We start from the raw sequence: 19,171 nt of genomic DNA, 5'->3' as shown, positions 1-19,171 counted from the left end.
TCGAGGGTGTGCAGGCACAGACCAGGGTACTGATGCGGGCGCTGCGGCGGTTGGACATTCCGACGCTGATCTTCGTCAACAAGATCGACCGTAGCGGCGCAGATCGCGAGCGAGTACTGCGCGGCCTCCGGGAGAAGCTGACCGACGCGATCGTGCCTATGGGCACGGTGGTCAGGGCGGGCACGGCCGACGCAGCGTTCACGCCCTTCCCCGCCCACGACGCCGAGTTCGCCACAGCAGCGATCGACGTGCTCGCAGAGCACGATGACGCCTTCCTCGCCAATTATCTAGCTGACGAGAAGACCGCATCGCCCAAGCGACTCCACCTCGGGCTCGCGGAGCTGACCAGGAAGGCCGCCGCGCATCCGGTCTTCTTCGGATCCGCGATCACCGGCGCGGGCATCACCGAGCTGACCGCCGGAATCAGTGATCTTCTCCCCAGCGCGTCCACACAAGACGCCCCCGAGCCATCGGGCGCCGTCTTCAAGGTCGAGCGCGGCCCTGCCGGGGAGAAGATCGCGTACCTGCGAATGTTCTCAGGAAGCGTACATACCCGCGATCGCCTGATCCTGCGCCGCGCCGGAAGGCAACTAGAGGGCAAGGTCACCGCGATCAGCGTGTTCGAGCGCGGCATGGACGTGCGGCGCGATGCCGTGACGGCCGGGCATATCGGCAAGGTCTGGGGCCTGGCCGACGTCAGGATCGGTGACGCGGTCGGCGAGCCGCACCGGGCGACGCGCGAGCACCACTTCTCCCCGCCGACACTGGAGACCGTAGTCGTGCCGATCCACCGCGCCGAGAAAGGAACACTGCACGCGGCCCTGGCCCAGCTCGCCGAGCAGGATCCACTCATCGATCTGCGGCAGGACGACGTGCGTCAGGAGCTGTACCTCTCGCTCTACGGCGAAGTACAGAAGGAGGTCATCGAGGCGACGCTGGCCGAGGAGTACGGGATCGAGGTCGGCTTCCGGGAGAGTACGACCATTCACATCGAACGTCCCGTGGGCTCCGGCTCGGCATTCGAGGCGATCAAGAAGGGCGACAACCCGTTCCTCGCCACGGTCGGCCTGCGCGTCGAGCCTGGCGAGATCGGCAGCGGCGTGCAGTTCCGGCTGGAAGTCGAACTCGGCTCGATGCCGTATGCATTCTTCAAAGCCGTTGAGGACACAGTCCACGAGACACTGCGCCAAGGCCTGCACGGCTGGCAGGTGGTGGACTGCGTGGTCACCATGACGCACTCGGGCTACTGGCCGCGGCAGAGTCACGCGCATCAGCGCTTTGACAAGTCGATGTCGAGCACCGGGGCGGACTTTCGCAGCGTTACACCACTCGTGGTGATTGAGGCGCTGCGCAGGGCCGGGACGAGAGTGTATGAACCCGTACATCGCTTCCGGCTCGACCTGCCAGCCGACTCGCTCGGCCCGATCCTGCCGGTCCTCACGGCGCTTCGCGCGGTGCCGCAGACGTCCCAGATGCAAGGCCCGACATGCGTGATCGAGGGCGAGATCCCGGCCGCGCAAGTGAACGGGCTCGAGCGGCAACTGCCCGGCCTGACCGGCGGCGAGGGCGTTGTCGAGTACGAGTTCGACCACTACGAACCGGTGCGTGGCGAGGTCCCCGAGCGGCCGAGGTCCGATCACAATCCGCTGGACCGCAAGGAGTATCTGCTGCACGTCCAGCGGCGCGTGTAGCTGGGCACTGGCGATCCTTGGCCTGGACCGCGAGACTGCAAGCCGGAAGACGAGGAGTGACGCATGCTGTTCGCTGGAATCGCGTGGTCGGCCGACGGCTACGAGATCGCGTTCGCGGACCAGGAAACCCCCGCGCGACGTTTCGGTGGCGGCGAACTGCCGGACCTCGTCACCTTCCTCACCCATGTCGACCAGCCACTCGCCATCGTGGTCGAGAGCACAAACGGCGCGGTGGACGGATTCCTGCTCGCCGCGGGACTCACCGTCTACCGCGCCGATCCGCCAGCAATCGACGACTCGAGACCAGACTTCGGCTCGATCGCCGCACAGTCGCTGGCGCAATTGGCCGCGCAGGGGCTCAGTTCACTGTCGGAGTTGGTGACCGAAGAGGGCAGCCTCACTGGCCGCCATCTGCCGCCTTCCGCCGCTTTCGCGCCTGCGGGCAGCGAACTGGAAGCGCGCGGCCGGGCGCTGGGCTGCGTAAAGCACGGTCCACGCAATCGCCCGAGTATCGCCCTGAGCTTCGACGACGGTCCGCACCCCGTCTTCACGAATCAGATCCTTGAGATTCTCGCTCGATACGACGCGCGTGCGACCTTCTTCCCGATCGGCCTGAGCGCTTCAGGACTCGGGCATCTCCTCGCGAAGGCCGCCGCCGCGGGGCACGAGGTCGGCAACCACACCTGGTCGCATCCGTACCTACCCGACCTCTCAGCCGCCGGGCTGCGCGAGCAGATCGAGCGCACCAGCGACGCGATCTCAAATGCGACCGGCGCCCGACCCTCACTAGCCCGCCCACCGTACGGCTCGCTTACCGCCGACGTTGTGGACAAGTGGACCGGCTTCGAGGAACGCATCGCACTCTGGGACGTCGACTCCGCAGACTGGGCCCGGCCGGGCGCCGACGCGATCGCGAGCAAAGTGCTCGGCGAGATCAAGCCAGGATCGATCGTGCTCATGCACGACAGCGGCGGCGACCGCTCGCAGACGGTACAGGCTTTGCCAAGCATCATTGAGGGCTGCCTCGAACGCGGCTACAACCTCGCGACCGTACCCGAACTACTGGCGCCTCGTCTTCATCCCGAATAAACCGCCGCCCGCCGTCCCGCTTTTCCCATACAAAACCCCCGCGATGACATCTCCGCAACGGGGCCGGACTACAGCGGCGAGTCTCGTTTACAACGGCGCTTGACCACAGACGCCCTTGCGCGCTGGGAGTCTCGCGATAGCTTCGCCAACGGCGGACGAGGGTTACGCGGGACACGCGTGCACAGGTTTTTCGCTCCACCACGCGCAAACGGTGTGAAACACCGAAAAAATCTTATGGGGGAAAACCGGGACGGCGGCCGGCGGTTGGAGGGTGGGAAAAGCGGATTGTCCAGCTGAGCGGGACAGGCGGCAGTTGGTTGTCCAGTTGAACGGGACAGCGAGACCGTGTCCTAGCTGGACGCAGCGGCAGGCGGTGGCGTTCGCTGCCCTGGCCCAGCTAGGACACGGTTTATGCGACCTCGCCTACAGCCGGTCGTTCCGGTCGCCGAGGGTCTCGTCGGTCTCCGGCACCGGCGCCCCCATCACATCGGGCGCGGGCTGCACGGGCTCGCCCATGACGTCGGGGATGGGCGCGTCCGACTGGTCGCTCGCCTGACGGTGCCGCGGGGCACCGGGCGCGGCTTCATCCGCGACCGGCTGGGTGTCCGGCGGGATGGCGCTGGTGTCGGGGTCGACCCGTCCCGGCGCGTCCAACGCTTCCGGGTCCATGGCCTCGCCTGTGGTCCCGTCGCGCGGCCCCATCGTCTCTTCGGGATCGTGCATGGTCCGCCTTCTTCCTTCGCGCGCCGCTTCGCCCTACGCGGGCCCTCCCCTGCTCACCGCACTAACCCGTGAAGGGCGATTCGAATCGTCTGCGGTGGCCGAAGGAGTCAAGAAACTGTCCAGTTGGCGCCGGGTACGCGCAGCTAGCAGCAGGGCGCGGATCGCTGCGCGCTCGCCCCATCGGGGATCGCGGGCGGTACCCCGGTACGCCGGGTGCAGTTGAGTCCACCGCCGAGCAAAGGGGCACAGCGCGAGGACTGTGCGCTGGCTCGCGCGGGCATCGTCGAAGATCCGGCGCATCAGCAGTGAGCCGATCCCTGTGTCGTGGTCTTCCGGCGCTACGCGCACATAAGGCACCAGCACGGTGTCCCGCACGAGGATCCACTGCGCCGCCCCCACGGGCCGGCCGTCCAGATAAGCGGTATAGCGTTCGCGGCCTTCCTCAGCCTTGATCTCGAGTGTCATGGCCGGGCGCGGGACTGGCGATGGCCAATGCGGTCATTCGTCGGGGCCCGCTCCTCCTTTCGGTTGGTTGTCTAGTCCCAGGGCTGGTTGCAGGACGGGCACACCGCCGGCTTGGCTCCGGTGGCGACCGCGCCGCAGTGCGGGCAGAGGCGCGGCAGCAGGCAAGCAGCCTCGCCCCCCTCTTCCTCCTCGCGCGCTTCCAGCCGTGCCAGCGCCTCCGGGTCGCTCGGCAGCTGGATGCGCAGGCCGGTGCGGGCGCGGTGCACGGTCAGATACGCCAGTCCGCCGGAACCCGCCGTGATCGAGCGGCGCGATCCACGCGGCAGCCAGGTCAGCGTGTGTGTAGCGAGCGCGATTGCTTCGTCTTCGGCGTGCAGGGTGCCGTGCCCTGCAATGGGAAGCAGCAGCACGTCAACGTCGCGCTCGGTGTGTGCCTCAACGGTGGCTCCCGGTGGGAGCCTGACCAGGTTGGCGTCCAGCTGACGTTCCGACTCGGTCAGGCGCCACAGCGCCCCGCGCTGGTCGTCGGCCGCCTGAGCCAGACACCAGTCGAGGTCGGCCAGCAAGCTCGGGCTGGGCTTCTTGGTGTCGATGTTCATGGGATCCTCGGGTGTTTGTCGGCTAGCTCTGGGGACGGACCGGACGGCGGCCGCTTGCCCTTTACGGTTCGCCGGGCAGGCAGCAGTCGCTCGCGGTGCAACTCCTCGTGCAGGTCACGCCGCCGCGCGTGCAGCAGCTGGTCGAGGGTGATCAGCCCCGCCAGTCGGTGCGGCGCCGCGCGATGGACGACCAGGGCCTTGGTCACGTTGTGGTGCGCCAGGATGTTGGCGACCTCGCGCAGCGTGTGATCGGCGTAGACGACAGCTCGGCCAGACAACGCCGGGCGGCCTGGATGCAGCGGTTGCGACCCGAAGCCGTCACGCAGCACCGCGCCGTCGCGAGCCGCGGTGGCCTCGTGGAGGTCCGCAGGAAGCTCTACCGGGTTGCGGGTCATCACCTCGTGCGCGAACAACGCTTCCAGCGGGTCGGTGGTGTACTCGCGGGTCAGGTGCAGGCCGCGCCGGGCGATCTTCTCGGTCAGCACGGAGCGCTTGAGCAAGAGCGCGGAGAGGGCGTAGGCGCTGACCGAGGCGATCAGCAGCGCCGGGAGGTCAGACCAGGCGCGGGTGAGCTCGAGGGTGAAGACCACTCCGGTCAGCGGGGACCGCATCACGCCACCGACCACAGCGGCCAGGCCGGCCATCGCCCAGAACCCCGGGAAGACCTGCGGCAACACCGTGCCTTCCAGTGCGCCGAGCGCTCCGCCGATCATGAATACCGGCGCGAGTACCCCGCCCGAGGTCCCCGAACCGAGCGAGAGCGACCAGATCAGCGTCTTGACGATGAGGATGCCGAGGATGAGCGAGAGCCCGGCCTGTCCGGTCAGCAATTGGTTGATGACGTCGTAGCCGACGCCCAGTGCGCGTGGCTCGATCAGACCACCGATTCCGATGATCAGACCGCCGATCGCGGGCCACCACATCCAGTGGAATCGCAGGCGTGCAAAGGCGTCCTCGGCCAGGTACACAAGTCCGGTCGCGCCGACGGCCAGCAAGCCGCCGGTCAGGCCGGGGATCAGCGAGAGCAACTGCGCGCCCGCGTCCGGACGGATGACGTGCGCGACCGGGAAGATAGCGCCGGTACCAAGCAGGAAACCGCGGCAGATGACCGAAATCGACACTGCCGCGCCGACCGGTATCAGGCTGCGCGGACGCCACTCGAACAGCAGTAGTTCGACTGCGAGCAGCACCGAGGCCAGCGGCGCGTTGAAGGTCGCCGCCATTCCGCCCGCGGCGCCGGCCACCAGCAGGGTCTTGCGCTCGTCGGCGGAGAGTTTGAGGCCCTGCGCCAGGATCGAGCCGACCGCGCCGCCGGTCATGATGATCGGCCCTTCGGCGCCGAACGGCCCGCCGGTGCCGATGCTGATCGCCGCGGACACCGGCTTGAGCACGGCCACTCGCGGAGCGACCCGGCTGCCGCCGATAAGGATCGCCTCGATGGCCTCCGGCATGCCGTGGCCGCGGATCTTCTCCGAGCCGTAGCGGGCCATCAGTCCGACGATCAGCCCGCCGAAGACGGGCGCGACGAGGACTAGCCAGCCGGGGTGATGCACGGCGCCCGGGGCGACGAGGCCGGTGGCGACGCGCTGATAGAAGACGAGGTTGGTGATCAGGCCGATCAGCCGCAGGAGGATGAATGCGGCCACTGCGCTGGCCGCGCCGACCGGAATTGCAAGCAGAGTGATCAGCAGGACGCGCGGGCTGAGGGTGAAGTCGCCGAGGTGCTGCGGGCGCTCGCTCGCAGCCGGGGATTTCTCGCGCAGCCGCACGTGCAGACGACCGGCGATCACAGCGGCACCGGTCCGTTCACCGCGAGCTTGGCCGCGTCGCCGGCCAGATCCGCGAAGACCGTGGCCATCTGCCGCGCCTGCTCGCGCTGGTGTGGATCCATCCGGTCCAAGACGTCTTCTAGCAGTGCGTGCCGGCGATCCAGCACCGCGGTGACCAGGTCGCGCCCACGGCTGGTGACCTCGACCGTGACGATACTGCGGCTGTGCTCAACGCTGCCGCGCTCCACCAGAGCGGCGGCCTGCAACCGGTCGACCAGCCGGGTGACCGACGAGGCGCCCATGCCCAGCGCCTCGGCAAGGGTTGAGGAAGGCACCCGGCCGAGCCCGTCGAGCGTCAGCAGCAACCGGAACTGCGACACGCTCACCGCTCCGTCGAGCGCGCTGAGGCTTTTCAGCGTGATGCCCACCAGCGCTCGCGCCAACTGCTCAAACGCCGTCACGTCCGGTGTTGGCTCGGTACGCGGCCCGACCGCGGAGAATCTATTCACATAGACAAGACTTGTCTGATGCAAGTCTTTCTGTCAACACGGCAGCCCGGCAAGCCGAGCGGGAAGGCTTAGCTGGTGCAATGATTGCAGAGTGCATGGAGATACCGAGGCCGCGACCACGCTCTCTCGCGACGAGATCATCGAGTCGCTTCTGCTCGCCAGCCGTGCCATGGTCGCGCTCGCGGGCCGCACGCTAGCCGAGCTCGACCCGGACGTGACGCTGCCGCAATCCCGCGCGCTGATCGTGCTCGCTTCCCGCGGCCCGCAGCGCGTTACCGACATCGCCGCCGACCTCGGCGTGGCGCCCTCCACCGCGACGCGTATGTGCGATCGCTTGGTGCGTAAAGGCCTGATCCGACGTTACCGCACCGCTTCGAATCGTCGAGAAGTCCGGCTCAGCCTGACCACGAGCGGACAAAGCCTCGTGCGAGACCTGACCACGTGCCGCCGCGCGGAACTCGCGCACTATGTCGATGCGATTGCGCCGGAGGTGTATGGCCACGTCACCTCGGCGCTGCAGAACTTTAGTAGCGCGGCCGGTGAACTGCCCGAGCGTGACTGGTGGTTCGACGCCGAGGATGGGGACTCGTAGGTCCGTTTGGCTCGTCAGCCGGCCAGCAGGATTCCGACGAAGAGCGCACCGAGAGCGCTCAGACCGGTGAGCGCACCGAAAATCGCCAAGCCTGCGGCGCTTCGAGCGCGCGCGTGCAGAAAGGCCGTCACGCCGGAGACGACGACCAGCGTGATCTTCAACATCAGCGTGTTCTCGTAGGCGCCGCTGACCTTGTCGCGCTCGGCGATGACGTTCCAGATCCCGGTGGCCACGAGCACTGCGAAGGCCGGCCAGGCGACCTGGTTGAACCGGCGTGCCGCGCTCGCCGGAACCTGACTGCCGACCCCCCGCAGCACCGGAACCAGCGCCGCGAGCGTCAACTGTCCGCCGACCCAGATCGTCGCCGCGAGCACGTGCAGGAAAAGCCGAACCGAATCCCAGGAGACCGCGAGCACATCCACAGCGTACGGTCCGGGTTTGCGCGGCCTTCACCCTGGTCGAGTAATTCCGGCATGAATGGTTTGCGGCTGGGCAATACCGTCGCGCCCAGACCCGCTCGACACCGTAGGCGCCGCCCGATGACCACAGTCCACGCTCCGCTTTCCGGTACTCCCTCGGCTCCGGCCGGCCGCACCGATCGCAAGCCCGGGGCACAGTTCGTCAAGGTCATCACCACGACGAACCACAAGACCATCGGCTACCTGTACATGACCACCGCGGCCATCTACTTCGGATTCGGCGGTCTGCTCGCCTTGCTGCTGCGAACCGAACTTGCCCGCCCCGGCCTGCAACTCCTGACGCCTGAGCAGTACAACCAGACCTTCACGATGCACGGCACGATCATGCTGCTGTTCTTCGCGACTCCGCTGTTCGCCGGGTTCGCGAACGCGATCATGCCGCTGCAGATCGGCGCACCGGACGTCGCGCTGCCGCGACTGAACGCGCTGTCGTACTGGCTGTTCCTGTTCGGCTCGCTCATCTCGGTCAGCGGCTTCCTCACGCCAGACGGCGCGGCAGACTTCGGATGGTTCGCCTACGCCCCGCTCAACAGCAAAGTGCACTCCCCCGGCGTCGGCGGCGACCTGTGGATCATGGGCCTGGCCATGGCCGGGTTCGGCACCATCCTCGGCGCGGTCAACTTCATCACCACGATCATCACGATGCGGGCGCCGGGGATGACGATGTTCCGGATGCCGATCTTCGTCTGGAACACCCTGTTCACCTCGGTGCTGGTACTGCTGGCCTTCCCGGTGCTCGCGGCTGCGCTCTTCGCCCTCGAGGCGGACCGGCGGCTCGGGGCGCACATCTTCGACGCGACCACCGGCGGCCCGATCCTCTGGCAGCACCTGTTCTGGTTCTTCGGGCATCCCGAGGTGTACATCGTGGCGCTGCCGTTCTTCGGCATCGTCACCGAGATCTTCCCGGTCTTCAGCCGAAAGCCGATCTTCGGCTACAGCGGGCTCGTCTTCGCCACGATGGCGATCACCGGACTGTCCGCGACCGTGTGGGCGCACCACATGTTCACCACCGGCGCCGTGATGCTGCCCTTCTTCTCGCTGATGACCTATCTGATCGCGGTGCCGACCGGGGTGAAGTTCTTCAACTGGATCGGCACGATGTGGCACGGCTCGCTGTCATTCGACACGCCGCTGCTCTGGGCGGTCGGATTCCTGGTCACCTTCCTGTTCGGCGGATTGACCGGCGTGATCCTCGCCTCGCCGCCGCTGGATTTCCAGCTTCAGGACTCGTACTTCGTGGTCGCCCACTTCCACTACGTGCTGTTCGGCACCGTGGTGTTCGCGATGTTCGCCGGGTTCTACTTCTGGTGGCCCAAGTGGACCGGGAAGATGCTCGACGAACGGCTCGGGAAGATCCACTTCTGGACGCTGTTCGTCGGCTTCCACATGACGTTCCTGATCCAGCACTGGCTCGGCGCGAGCGGCATGCCGCGCCGGTACGCGGACTACAGCGCCTCCAGCGGCTGGACGACGCTGAACACGATCTCCACCATCGGCTCGTATCTGCTGGGGCTTTCCACATTCCCCTTCCTCTACAACGTCTATAAGACCGCGAAGACCGGCCGGCGGGTGACCGTGGACGATCCGTGGGGCTGGGGCCGCTCGCTGGAGTGGGCGACATCGTGCCCGCCGCCGCGGCATAACTTCACCGCGCTGCCCCGCATCCGTTCCGAGGCCCCGGCCTTCGACCTGCACCATCCGGCCATCGTGCGCCGCGAGATCGAGCGCGGCTTGCGCAAGCCGAAGGATGTCGGCGGCTTCGAAGCGGAGCACAAGCGGGGAGATTGACTGGATCGGGTGGTGGCAGCGCTGGCCGTCAGTGCCAGCCGGGCACCTCGGCGGTCGGCTCCCCCGCGGCGTCGGTGAACGCGCGCAACGCTGAGACCAGATCGGCCCGCCGCTCCAGCGGCATCTGCGCCACGATCCGGCCGATCTCGACGCGGCGTGCCTCAGTGACCTCGCGCACTACCCGCCGACCGCGAGCTGTCAGGCCCAGCCGCACCTCACGCCGGCTGTTCGGATTCGCGGCCTTCTCGATCATGTCGGCGGCCGAAAGCCGTTCGACCATGCGCAATGCGTTCGACGAGTTGACGCCCAGCCGCTCAGCCAGCCGCACGAGGCTGCTCGGGCCATGCGTGTCGAGCACGACCAACATCCGCAACTGCGGGACCGTGAGCGAGCCGTCGACCGCGGCCAACGAACGGGTGGCGATGGCCACGAAAAGCCGGGAGGCGGTCAGCAGCGCGCCGACCAGCTCCTCGGCAGCGGCGTCCGCCGGTCTGGCTGGATCCGACGGGACATCATCGGGCGCTGAGACGCGCGGCTCACGGGTTGCATGCATACGCACATTTCTACCGGCCGAGCCGCCGCCGGACCATATCCTGCGCCCAATCGCCACACGGTGGACTGAACCTTGTGCAGCGCAACTCTTGCCGTCGTGAATAACTTGACAGAAGCGGGGCAATGCAAGGCCCATGGCGGACGGACCTGACCGGCGGTTTCGATGAATGACCCGTTCTCCCCGACCACGCTGCGCGATTACGCCCTGATCGCTGACGGCGAGCGCGGCGCGTTGATCGGCCCGCACGGCGAGGTTGCCTGGATGTGCGCTCCATATTGGGACTCCGACGCCGTGTTCTCCACGCTGATCGGCGGCGAGGGCGCGTACTCGGTCACTCCGAAGCAGCGATTCGTCTGGGGTGGCTACTACGAGGACAACGCGCTGATCTGGCGCAGCCGTTGGGTCACCCAGGACGGCATCATCGAGTGCCGCGAGGCACTGGCCTTCCCGGGCGACGCGCACAAGGCCGTGCTGCTGCGCCGCGTGATGGCCGAGGGCGGCGACGCGCAGGTGCGGATCATTTTCGAGCCGGCCGCCGGTTTCGGCGCGGATCGGGCTCGGCGGCTGGCGAAGGACGAGCACGGCAGGTGGACCGCGCAAGCGGGCGCCCTGCGGTTCCGCTGGAGCGGGGCCGCGAGGGCGAAGCACGACGGCGGCTCGCGGTCGCATCGGCTGACCTTGGACCTGACCGTGCCGCACGGCGAGTGCCACGACCTCGTCTTGGAGATCTGCGACGGGCCGCTCGGGGAGCCGGTCGACCCGCAGGACGCCTGGACCACGACTGAGCGGGCGTGGGCTGATCAGGTCCCGGCTCTGGAGAACACGATCGCGGCGCCGGACGCGCGGCTTTCGTACGCGGTGCTGCGCGGGCTGACCACCTCGGGCGGCGGGACCGTGGCCTCCGCCACGACGAGCCTGCCGGAGCGCGCCGAAGAGGGTCGCAACTACGACTATCGATATGTATGGATCCGCGACCAGTGCTACATCGGCCAGTCGATCGCGGCGGCCGGCCCGCACCCGCTGCTGGATGACGCCGTGCGCTTCGTCACGGAGCGGCTGCTCGATGACGGCCCTCATCTGACGCCCGCGTATACCGGGCGAGGCGAGCGTATCCCTGACCAGCACCGGCTTGACCTGCCCGGCTATCCCGGCGGCTACGACCTGGTCGGCAACTGGGTGACCAAGCAGTTCCAGCTCGACGCGTTCGGCGAAGCGCTGCTGCTGTTCGCCGCCGCGGCGCGGCACGACCGGCTCGACACGGACGGCTGGCGGGCCGCGCAGGTCGCCGCGAATGCGATCAAGCAGCGCTGGCGGGAGCCGGACGCGGGCATTTGGGAGTTGGAGGATCGCGCGTGGACGCACAGCCGGCTGACCTGCGCGGCCGGGCTGCGCGCCATCGCCGGGCTCAAGGTGGCCGCGACGACGGTGCACGCCGTCGATTGGACGAGCCTGGCGGATCAGATCGTGGCCGACACCTCGAAGAAGGCGTTGCATCCCGAAGGCCGCTGGCGGCGCTCGCCCGGTGATGACCGGCTTGACGGCGCGCTCCTGATCCCCCCGCTGCGTGGCGCGGTTCCCGCCGACGATCCGCGGACGGTGCAGACACTGGACGCGTATGTGGCGGAACTGACGGAGGATCACTTCGCTTACCGCTTCCGCCACGACGAGCGCAGTCTTGAGGAGGCCGAGGGCTCATTCGTGCTCTGCGGCTTCATCACCGCGCTCGCGCAGCTTCAGCAGGGCCGCAAGCTGGAAGCGGTCCGCTGGTTCGAGCGCAACCGGACGGCGTGCAGCGCGACCGGCCTGTTCTCGGAGGAGTACGACGTGCGGCAGCGACAGCTGCGCGGCAACCTCCCGCAGGCGTTCGTGCACGCGCTGATGATCGAGACCGCGGCGCGCATCGCCGAGCAGACGGACGGCCTGACGGACGACTAGGACGGCGGGATCAGGGCACGGAGGGGTCGGTCGGCGCGGGAGCAGGCGGGGTCGGCTGCGGCGGGCGCGTCTGTGCCCTGCGAGCGTTGCGACGCGCGGCCATGCGCAGTTGGAGCATGCGGCCGCCGCCGGGGATGACGACGAGCAGGATGCCGAGGATGGCGGCGAGCAGCAGCGCCACGCCGAGCGGAAGGTGGCCATGCGCGCCGAAGTAGGCGATCCCCACCTCTTGGTTGTTCTCCAGGATGAAAATCAGCAGTAGGAGCAGCACCACCGCGCCCGATGTCAGCGCGATCCAGAGGCCGCCGAGACGGCTGGGTCGCACCCGCCTGGCGGCCGGCGGCCGCGAGGTCGGGGGCTCGCCGGGCGGCGTGGCCGCCTGGATCTGGTCGCCTTGCTCAGGGTTCGTCATCGCCGGCTCCTGCCCGCCGCCGCACCTGGCGACTGTTCGTCCCATCCTGCACTTATCGGCACTGATACCCGCGAATCGGGTTTGTGTGCGTCGGAATGCCGATACGGATAAGCAGGCGCCGGGTCCGCCTTCGAGGAGAACTGCGCACGAAGGCGGACCCGGCGTTCGTTGCTCAGGGCGTTACTGCTGGCCCTGGTCCTGCGGTTGGTCCTGACCCTGCTGCTGGTCCTGGCCCTGGTTCTGCGGATCCTGCTGGCCCTGGCCCTGCTGCGGGTCCTGCTGGCCGCCGCCGTAGCGCTGCTGGACCTGGTCGCCCGCCGCGCCGATCTGCTGGTCGAAGCGGTGACCGGTCTCCTGCTCGGCGAACTGCTCGCCCTTCTGCATGGCCTGGTCAGCCTGCTGCGGGTGGTCCTTGGCAAGCTGCTCGGCCTTCTGGATTTCGTCCGACCACTGGCTCATGAGATCGCCTCCTTCGCTCGTCTGCTGGCTTTTTTCAGCCCCGTCTCCAGACCTTGAGCCGGAAGCCCGCGCGTACCCATCTTGTCCGGGTTCATTCTGATTCGGCATGCCGAGCACGACCGCGAGCGCGCCCGCCGGGATCAACGCCGCGTAAGCGTGCCAGGCCACATATGCCGCTGAGGTGAGCAGCGCGGCCAGCACGTACGTGGTCACGACGGTGAGCTGCGCATACTGCTCCGTTGGTTCATTCGGGTCTTTTCTGCGCAGGCGCAGCCGACGGCCCAGTGCGTTCGCCAGCGCGGTCCAGGTGCCGGTGATGTACGTCGTTGTGACGCCCGGGAGGTTGAGCTTGCGCGCGACCGAGCTCTGAAGACCCATCGAGGCGCCGGCGAGCACGATGAGCCCATAGACGGCTCCAGCCCGCGGAGGGCCGTTCAGGGTCAGCCACCAAATCGCCGCCGAGAGCAGGAAACAGAATTCCACGGCGACGCCGAGCCGCAGCCGCCACGCAGACGAGCCTGTGGCCGTCAAGACCCCGAAGCAGAGCGCGGCGATAACGTACGCGCCAAGCGCGGTACTCGACCGATAGGCACCCGCGTAGTCGCCAGTCGCGACACCAAGACCGAGCAGAACCGTGTTGCCGGTCATGTTCGCCGGAAAGACATGGCCGAGGCCCAGGTAGCTCAGTGCGTCCGTCGCGGCGGCGCCGATCGTGAGCGCGACCATGCGCACCGGCTGCAACGTAAGCCTCCAGTCATGCCGGTCCGTAACTCCTATGAGGCATCTTCGTCGTGATGCTCGGCATCAGCACTATCGCGCAGCTTGCCGACGACGCCGGAGATCGCCTCGCCGAGCTTGCCGGGGATGAAGTGGCCGGGACTGGCGTCGAAGGAGGATTCGTCGAGCATGTCCTTGACCATTTGCAGCGCGATCCGGTTGCGGTTCGGCGTTCCGTTGCGCAGCGCCGTCGCCAGCTTCTTGACCTGGTCCTTCTTGACCTTGGCCGGAATCGGTGGCTCATGCGGGTCGACGACGCACTCCACAATGACCGGGCCGTCCATCGCCAGGGCCTGCTTCATCTGATCGGCGCAGCGCGCCGGATCCTCGATGCGCACCCCCTTCGCGCCGCAGGCCTCGGCGAACTTCACGAAGTCCAGCGGCGCGAACTGCACGCCGAACTCGGGATTGCCGAGGAAGACCATCTGCTCCCACTTGATCAGCCCGAGCGTGTCGTTGCGCACCACGATGATCTTGATCGGCAGTTTGTGCTGCACCGCGGTGAGGAAATCGCCGAGCTGCATAGTCAGCGAACCGTCGCCGGTGAAGACCACCACCTGCCGCTCGGGGAACGCGGTCTGCGCGCCGATCGCGTACGGCAGGCCGGCGGCCATGGAGCAATTGGTCCCGGAGAAGCTGAACTGCTGACCGCGCCGCAGCTTGATCTGCCGGGCCGCCCAAGTGGTGACCGTGCCGGAGTCGCCGCACACAATGGCGTCGTCGGCGAGCGCGGCGTTCAGCGCCCAAGCGGGTACCTGCGGCTTCATCGGCTTGTCCGGGCTGGTGCCGCGTTCCTCGACCAGTTTCCACCACTCGCGCATGCCGTCCTGAGCCTTGGCCAGGAACTCGCGGTTCTCGTTGCGCGCCAGCAGCGGCAGCAGTTCCGCGAGCGTGGCGCGGGCGTCACCGGCCAGGCCGACGTCGACCGGGTATCGCAGCCCGAGGCGGTCTGGCTTGTCGTCGATCTGCACGCAGACCGCCTGGCCAGGGCTCGGATAGTACTCGATATAAGGCATCGTCGATCCGACGATCAGCAGCGCGTCGCACTCCTCCAGGGCTTCTTCGGAGGGGCGCGAACCGACCAGCGCGATCGGGCCGGTGGTGTGCGGGCTGTCATCGGGTACGCAGTCCTTGCCGAGCTGCGCCTTGATGATCGGGGCGCCCAGTTTCTCGGCGACCGCCTCAAGTTCGGCCCCGGCACCGCGCGCCCCGGCTCCGGCGAGAATCGCCACCTTCTGCCGTCCGGCGAGCACCTGCGCCGCGGCCTCAAGGTCCTGACGCTGTGGCACCCGCACCGGCGGACGCCAGTTGGTCGTGGTGTGGCCGGGGACGTTGCGCATGTAGCGGCTGTCGCTCTCGGCGGGCATGGCCTGGTAATCGATGGGGAAGGCCAGGTGCGCCGGGCCGCGCTCGCACAGCGCGGTGCGTACGGCGTAGTCCAAGGCGTTGGTGACGTGCGAGGGCCCCATGATGCGCTGGTTGTAGACCGTGACGTCGTTGAACATGTAGTCGGTGTTGACGTCCTGGAGGTAGCTCGTGCCGATCAGATCGTGGTACGACATGCCGGTGATCGCGAGCAGCGGGGCCTGCTCGGTGCGCGAGTCGAGCAGCCCGTTGAGCAGGTGTGCGGCGCCGGGTCCCGAGGTGGAGAAGCAGACGCCGAGGCAGCCGGTGAACTTGGCGTAGCCGACCGCGGCCATCGCGGCCACCTCTTCGTGCCGGACGTGGATGTAGCGGATCTTGTCAGCCTGCTTACGCAGCGCCTCCATGAAGCCGTTGATACCGTCTCCGGGCAGGCCGAAGACTACCTCGACGCCCCAGCCCACAAGCCGCTGGACGAGGACGTCGGATGCGGTCAGCTGGTCGGCCATGGCGGCCAACCTCCCTTCTCAGGTTGCGGCTGGGACGCTGTGTTCGGGCGCGCCGGAAGGCGGGCCGGCCTGGCCTTCGCGGATCGCCATGGCCAGCAACTCGGCGAGGTGCAGGCCTTCGCGCGGGCTGCCGGCGCGAATCTGGCTGCGGCAGCTGAATCCGTCCGCGACGATGAGGGTGCGCTCAGCCGCCTCGCGCACCGCTGGAAGCAGCACGCGCTCGCCGGCCGCCATCGACACCTCGTACTTCTCGCCGGCTTCGTATCCGAAACTGCCGGCCATGCCGCAGCAGCCAGGATCGGCCATCTGGACCCGCAGGCCCATCGCCGCCATGAGTTTCTTGTCGGCCTCGAACCCCATGACCGCGTGCTGGTGGCAGTGCGTCTGTACGAGCGCGTCGCGTTCCAGTCGCGGCGGCGTCCAGTTCGCGGTCCGGGTGTTGAGGAATTCGGCGAGGGTGAGGCTCTGCGCGGCGAGCCGCTGTGCGCGGGCATCGGACGGATAGAGGTTGGTCAGCTCGTCGCGGAACACGGCCAGGCAGCTGGGTTCAATGCCTACCAGCGGAACGCCGGCGTCGATGTCCGGGCCGAGCGCGTCGAGGATCCGGCGCAGATACTTGCGGGCGAGGGTGAGCATTCCGTAGTCGTAGAGCGGGCGGCCGCAGCAGAGCGGCTGATCGGGAATGCGGACCCTGAATCCCGTGGATTCGAGGACTTCGACCGCTGCGATGCCGGCGCGCGGTTCGAGGTAGTTGGTGAAAGTGTCCGGCCACAGCAGCACTTGCGGGCCGTCCGGGTACCTGGGCTTGTGCTCGGCGAACCAGGAGGCGAAGGTGCGTTTCGCGAAACGTGGCGCGTCACGGTTCACGGCGATTCCGGCGGACTTCTTAAGCAGGGTGCTGATGACAGGCGCGTGCGTAGCGGCGTTGGCGAGGCCCGGTGCGTGCGCCGCGGCCCGTGCCCAGACGTTGATCAGCCCCAGCGCGTATGCCTGGCGCGGGCGCAGCTTTCCGGCGTAGTGATGGTGCAAGAACTCTGCCTTGTATGTGGCCACGTCCACCTTCACCGGGCAATCGCCCTTGCAGCCCTTGCACGCCAGGCACAGGTCCAGCGCTTCCTTGACTTCCTCGCTGCGCCATTTGCCGTCTACGGACCCTGACGCGTCGGCCATCTCTTGCAGCAGCCGGGATCGGCCGCGGGTCGAGTGCTTCTCCTCGCGGGTGACCATGAAGCTCGGACACATCACGCCGCCCTCGATGTGCCGGCAGGTGCCGACTCCGAAGCAGCGGCCGACCGCGTTGGTGAAGTCGCCGCCGTCCTCGGGATAGTTGAAGACGGTGCGCAGCTTGCGCGGCGAGTACTCGGTTCCCTCGCGCAGATGGGTGTCCAGCGGGTACGGGTCGATCAGCTTGTGCGGGTTCATCCGGTTGTCGGGGTCCCAGACCCGCTTGAACGCCTCGAAGGCCTCCATCAGCCGCGGCGGGAACATCTTCGGCCACAGCTCGGCGCGGCCGTGTCCGTCGCCGTGTTCCCCGGAGAGCGAGCCGCCGAAGGAGACCACGATGTCCGCGGCGTCCTCCATGAAGCGGCGGAAGTTGCGGATGCCGCCCTTGGTGCGCAGGTCGAAGTCGACTCGGCAGTGCACGCAGCCCTGGCCCCAGTGGCCGAAGAGCACACCCTCGTAGCCGCGCTTGTCCAGCAGTTTGAGGTAGGCGCGCAGGTAGTCGCCGAGCCGTTCCGGCGGCACCGCGGCGTCCTCCCAGTTCGGCCAGCCCGGATTGCCGCCGAGGCCGACCGGCATGCGGGTGGTGCCTGCCGAGTGCTTGCGGATGTTCCACACCGCGCTCTGCTCGTCCGGGTCTTCGTAGAGGCGGTGGTTCGGCGCGGTGGGCCGCCGGTCCAGCTGCCGCTTCAGCTTCTCAGCCTGCTCATTCGCCTCTTCTTGGGTCTGCCCGCCGAATTCGACGAGGACCCAGGCCTCGCCATCGGGCAGCAGCTTGGTCTCGCCGTGCAGGATGTGCTTGGCGCCCATGTTCTCGACGACCTTGCGGCTGGTGAACTCGACGCCGATGGCGCCGGTCTCGACCAGCCAAGCGGCGTCGTCCCCCGAGCTGGGAATGTCCGGGTAGCCGAGCACGACGAGTGCGCGCTTAGGCGGCGAGGGAACAAGTCGGCAGTCGGCCAAAAGCGTGAGCGCGCAGGTGGATTCGGTGCCGACGAGTGCGCGGGCCACGTTGAAGCCGTTCTCCGGCAGCAGCTGGTCGAGGTTGTAGCCGGAGACGCGGCGCGGAATGTCGGGCAGGCCGCTGCGGATGATGTCCGCGTAGGTGTCGCGGATGTGCCGTAAGCCCTCGTAGATAGCGCCGCGGCGGCCGCCGAGCGCGATGATGCGTTCGAGATCTTCGTCGCTGGTCGCGCCGACGCGCATGCGGGTGCCGTCGTAGGTGAGGATGTCGAGCGCGTCGATGTTGTCGACGGTCTTGCCTGCCATCACCGAGTGCGTGCCGCAGGAGTTGTTGCCGACCATTCCGCCGAGCGTGGCGTGGTCCATGGTGGCCGGGTCGGGGCCGAAGGTCAGGCCGTGCTGCTCGGCCCGGTTGCGCAGGGTGGTGCAGATGACGCCGGGTTGTACGCGGGCGAGCCGGCGGTGCGGGTCCAGTTCGACGATCTCGTCCATGTATTTCGAGAAGTCGAAGCACACTGCGGCGTTCACGGTCTGCCCGGCCAGGCCGGTGCCGCAGCCTCGGCCGAAAATCGGCGCGCGGTAGCGGCGGCAGACCTCCAGCGCCGCCGCGACGTCGTCGGCGTCTTTTGGCACGACGACGCCCACGGGCAGTTGCCGGTAGATGGAGGCGTCGAAGCCGTAGAGCGCGCGGTCGCCGGGCGTGAAGCGGACCTCGCCGCGGATCGCGCGGCGCAGCTCGTGCGCCAGATCCGCGGCGTACTGCGGTGGCTTCGGAGTGCGCGGATACTGGGTGCGGGATTTCAGGAGCACGTCGCTACCTCCGTTCTGAGCTGGTGCGGTTCAGCCGCGAGCGGGACGATGCGGCCCGGCGCCGGTGTGGTCGCGGCGCCTGGGATGGCCGATCGCGACGAGCCCGTAGACCGCCGCGAGCACGATGGCGATGTGCCAGGCACCGATGGCCACGAGCACGATCAGGCAGCCGAGGAAGGTCACCACGCTGGTCGCCGCCCACGGCGCGATCGAGCCGATCAGCCGGCCGATGCGGCGGCCCAGCCGGAAGTCCTCGTTCAGGCCTTGTTCGATCTCGGCGAGCTGACGCCGCTCCCAGTCGGTCAGCATCTGGACCTCCACCGCGGGCGAGCCGTTGGAAGTAGCTGGTTTCGGCAGGTTGTTGGCGTGCGGACGGCTTAGGGCGAAGCAGCGCGGCACTGTCGAGATCCGTGCACCGTCCGCACCCCACGCCAGTGCCCGGATTTGCACTGTGCAAACGTTGCTC

The 19,171-nt window shown here is 68.0% G+C and carries 16 protein-coding genes and 1 pseudogene; 5 read left to right on the top strand and 12 right to left on the bottom strand.

Annotation, left to right across the window (positions count from 1 at the left end; translation table 11 throughout):
• A partial coding sequence (locus tag VN779_RS17085; protein WP_325724445.1) for a GTP-binding protein occupies positions 1-1,691 on the top strand: 1,691 nt, incomplete at its 5' end.
• 63 nt (positions 1,692-1,754) lie between these two features.
• The gene (locus tag VN779_RS17080) at positions 1,755-2,780 is read left to right on the top strand and encodes a polysaccharide deacetylase family protein (protein ID WP_325724443.1); all 1,026 of its coding nucleotides are present in this window, start codon (positions 1,755-1,757) and stop codon (positions 2,778-2,780) included.
• A 423-nt stretch (positions 2,781-3,203) separates the two neighbouring features.
• Here VN779_RS17080 and VN779_RS17075 read toward each other — a convergent pair whose 3' ends face one another.
• The 5 genes and pseudogenes from VN779_RS17075 to VN779_RS17055 all read right to left on the bottom strand — a co-directional run bounded on the left by VN779_RS17075 (position 3,204) and on the right by VN779_RS17055 (position 6,845).
• Entirely contained in the window at positions 3,204-3,503 is a 300-nt protein-coding gene (locus VN779_RS17075; RefSeq protein WP_325724441.1) for a hypothetical protein, read from the bottom strand.
• Between the two features lie 33 nt (positions 3,504-3,536).
• Positions 3,537-3,980: pseudogene (locus VN779_RS17070) on the bottom strand (GNAT family N-acetyltransferase); the annotation flags it as partial.
• 59 nt (positions 3,981-4,039) lie between these two features.
• Entirely contained in the window at positions 4,040-4,567 is a 528-nt protein-coding gene (locus VN779_RS17065; protein ID WP_325724439.1) for a hypothetical protein, read from the bottom strand.
• Complete coding sequence (locus VN779_RS17060) at positions 4,564-6,354, bottom strand: chloride channel protein (RefSeq protein ID WP_414639695.1); 1,791 nt, start codon at positions 6,352-6,354, stop codon at positions 4,564-4,566. The genes VN779_RS17065 and VN779_RS17060 overlap by 4 nt, the downstream gene beginning before the upstream one ends.
• On the bottom strand, positions 6,354-6,845 hold the full coding sequence (locus VN779_RS17055; RefSeq protein WP_325724435.1) for a MarR family winged helix-turn-helix transcriptional regulator: 492 nt from the start codon (positions 6,843-6,845) through the stop codon (positions 6,354-6,356). The genes VN779_RS17060 and VN779_RS17055 overlap by 1 nt, the downstream gene beginning before the upstream one ends.
• A 91-nt stretch (positions 6,846-6,936) precedes the next feature.
• Here VN779_RS17055 and VN779_RS17050 point away from each other — a divergent pair, with 91 nt between their 5' ends.
• On the top strand, positions 6,937-7,437 hold the full coding sequence (locus VN779_RS17050) for a MarR family winged helix-turn-helix transcriptional regulator (protein WP_325724433.1): 501 nt from the start codon (positions 6,937-6,939) through the stop codon (positions 7,435-7,437).
• Positions 7,438-7,451: 14 nt separating this feature from the next.
• Here VN779_RS17050 and VN779_RS17045 read toward each other — a convergent pair whose 3' ends face one another.
• Complete coding sequence (locus VN779_RS17045; protein ID WP_325724431.1) at positions 7,452-7,853, bottom strand: CopD family protein; 402 nt, start codon at positions 7,851-7,853, stop codon at positions 7,452-7,454.
• A gap of 123 nt (positions 7,854-7,976) precedes the next feature.
• Here VN779_RS17045 and ctaD point away from each other — a divergent pair, with 123 nt between their 5' ends.
• On the top strand, positions 7,977-9,704 hold the full coding sequence (gene ctaD / locus VN779_RS17040; protein WP_325724429.1) for a cytochrome c oxidase subunit I: 1,728 nt from the start codon (positions 7,977-7,979) through the stop codon (positions 9,702-9,704).
• A 28-nt stretch (positions 9,705-9,732) separates the two neighbouring features.
• Here ctaD and VN779_RS17035 read toward each other — a convergent pair whose 3' ends face one another.
• Complete coding sequence (locus tag VN779_RS17035) at positions 9,733-10,257, bottom strand: MarR family winged helix-turn-helix transcriptional regulator (protein ID WP_325724427.1); 525 nt, start codon at positions 10,255-10,257, stop codon at positions 9,733-9,735.
• A gap of 162 nt (positions 10,258-10,419) precedes the next feature.
• Here VN779_RS17035 and VN779_RS17030 point away from each other — a divergent pair, with 162 nt between their 5' ends.
• Positions 10,420-12,192: a glycoside hydrolase family 15 protein gene (locus VN779_RS17030; protein ID WP_325724425.1), complete on the top strand. Its 1,773-nt coding sequence runs from the start codon at positions 10,420-10,422 to the stop codon at positions 12,190-12,192.
• 10 nt (positions 12,193-12,202) lie between these two features.
• Here the strand turns inward: VN779_RS17030 and VN779_RS17025 are convergent, their stop codons facing one another.
• From VN779_RS17025 to VN779_RS17005, 5 genes are all read right to left on the bottom strand, one after another.
• Positions 12,203-12,604, bottom strand: coding sequence for a lipopolysaccharide assembly protein LapA domain-containing protein (locus tag VN779_RS17025; RefSeq protein ID WP_325724423.1), 402 nt, complete (start codon positions 12,602-12,604; stop codon positions 12,203-12,205).
• A gap of 180 nt (positions 12,605-12,784) precedes the next feature.
• The gene (locus VN779_RS17020) at positions 12,785-13,789 is read right to left on the bottom strand and encodes a YoaK family protein (RefSeq protein WP_325724447.1); all 1,005 of its coding nucleotides are present in this window, start codon (positions 13,787-13,789) and stop codon (positions 12,785-12,787) included.
• A gap of 47 nt (positions 13,790-13,836) precedes the next feature.
• Positions 13,837-15,711 carry a thiamine pyrophosphate-dependent enzyme gene (locus VN779_RS17015; RefSeq protein ID WP_325724421.1) on the bottom strand — a complete coding sequence of 625 codons (1,875 nt, stop codon included), beginning with the start codon at positions 15,709-15,711 and terminating at the stop codon, positions 13,837-13,839.
• Between the two features lie 18 nt (positions 15,712-15,729).
• On the bottom strand, positions 15,730-18,705 hold the full coding sequence (locus VN779_RS17010; protein WP_325724419.1) for an FAD-binding and (Fe-S)-binding domain-containing protein: 2,976 nt from the start codon (positions 18,703-18,705) through the stop codon (positions 15,730-15,732).
• Positions 18,706-18,735: 30 nt separating this feature from the next.
• Positions 18,736-19,155 carry a DUF3040 domain-containing protein gene (locus VN779_RS17005; RefSeq protein WP_325724417.1) on the bottom strand — a complete coding sequence of 140 codons (420 nt, stop codon included), beginning with the start codon at positions 19,153-19,155 and terminating at the stop codon, positions 18,736-18,738.
• Between the last annotated feature and the right edge of the window lie 16 nt (positions 19,156-19,171).

This window comes from Actinocrinis sp. (assembly GCF_035605935.1).
In the GTDB taxonomy this organism is placed as follows: Bacteria; Actinomycetota; Actinomycetes; order Streptomycetales; family Catenulisporaceae; genus Actinocrinis.
Note: the sequence above shows the minus strand (reverse complement) of the source record. Positions and strands in the feature narration are given on the sequence as shown.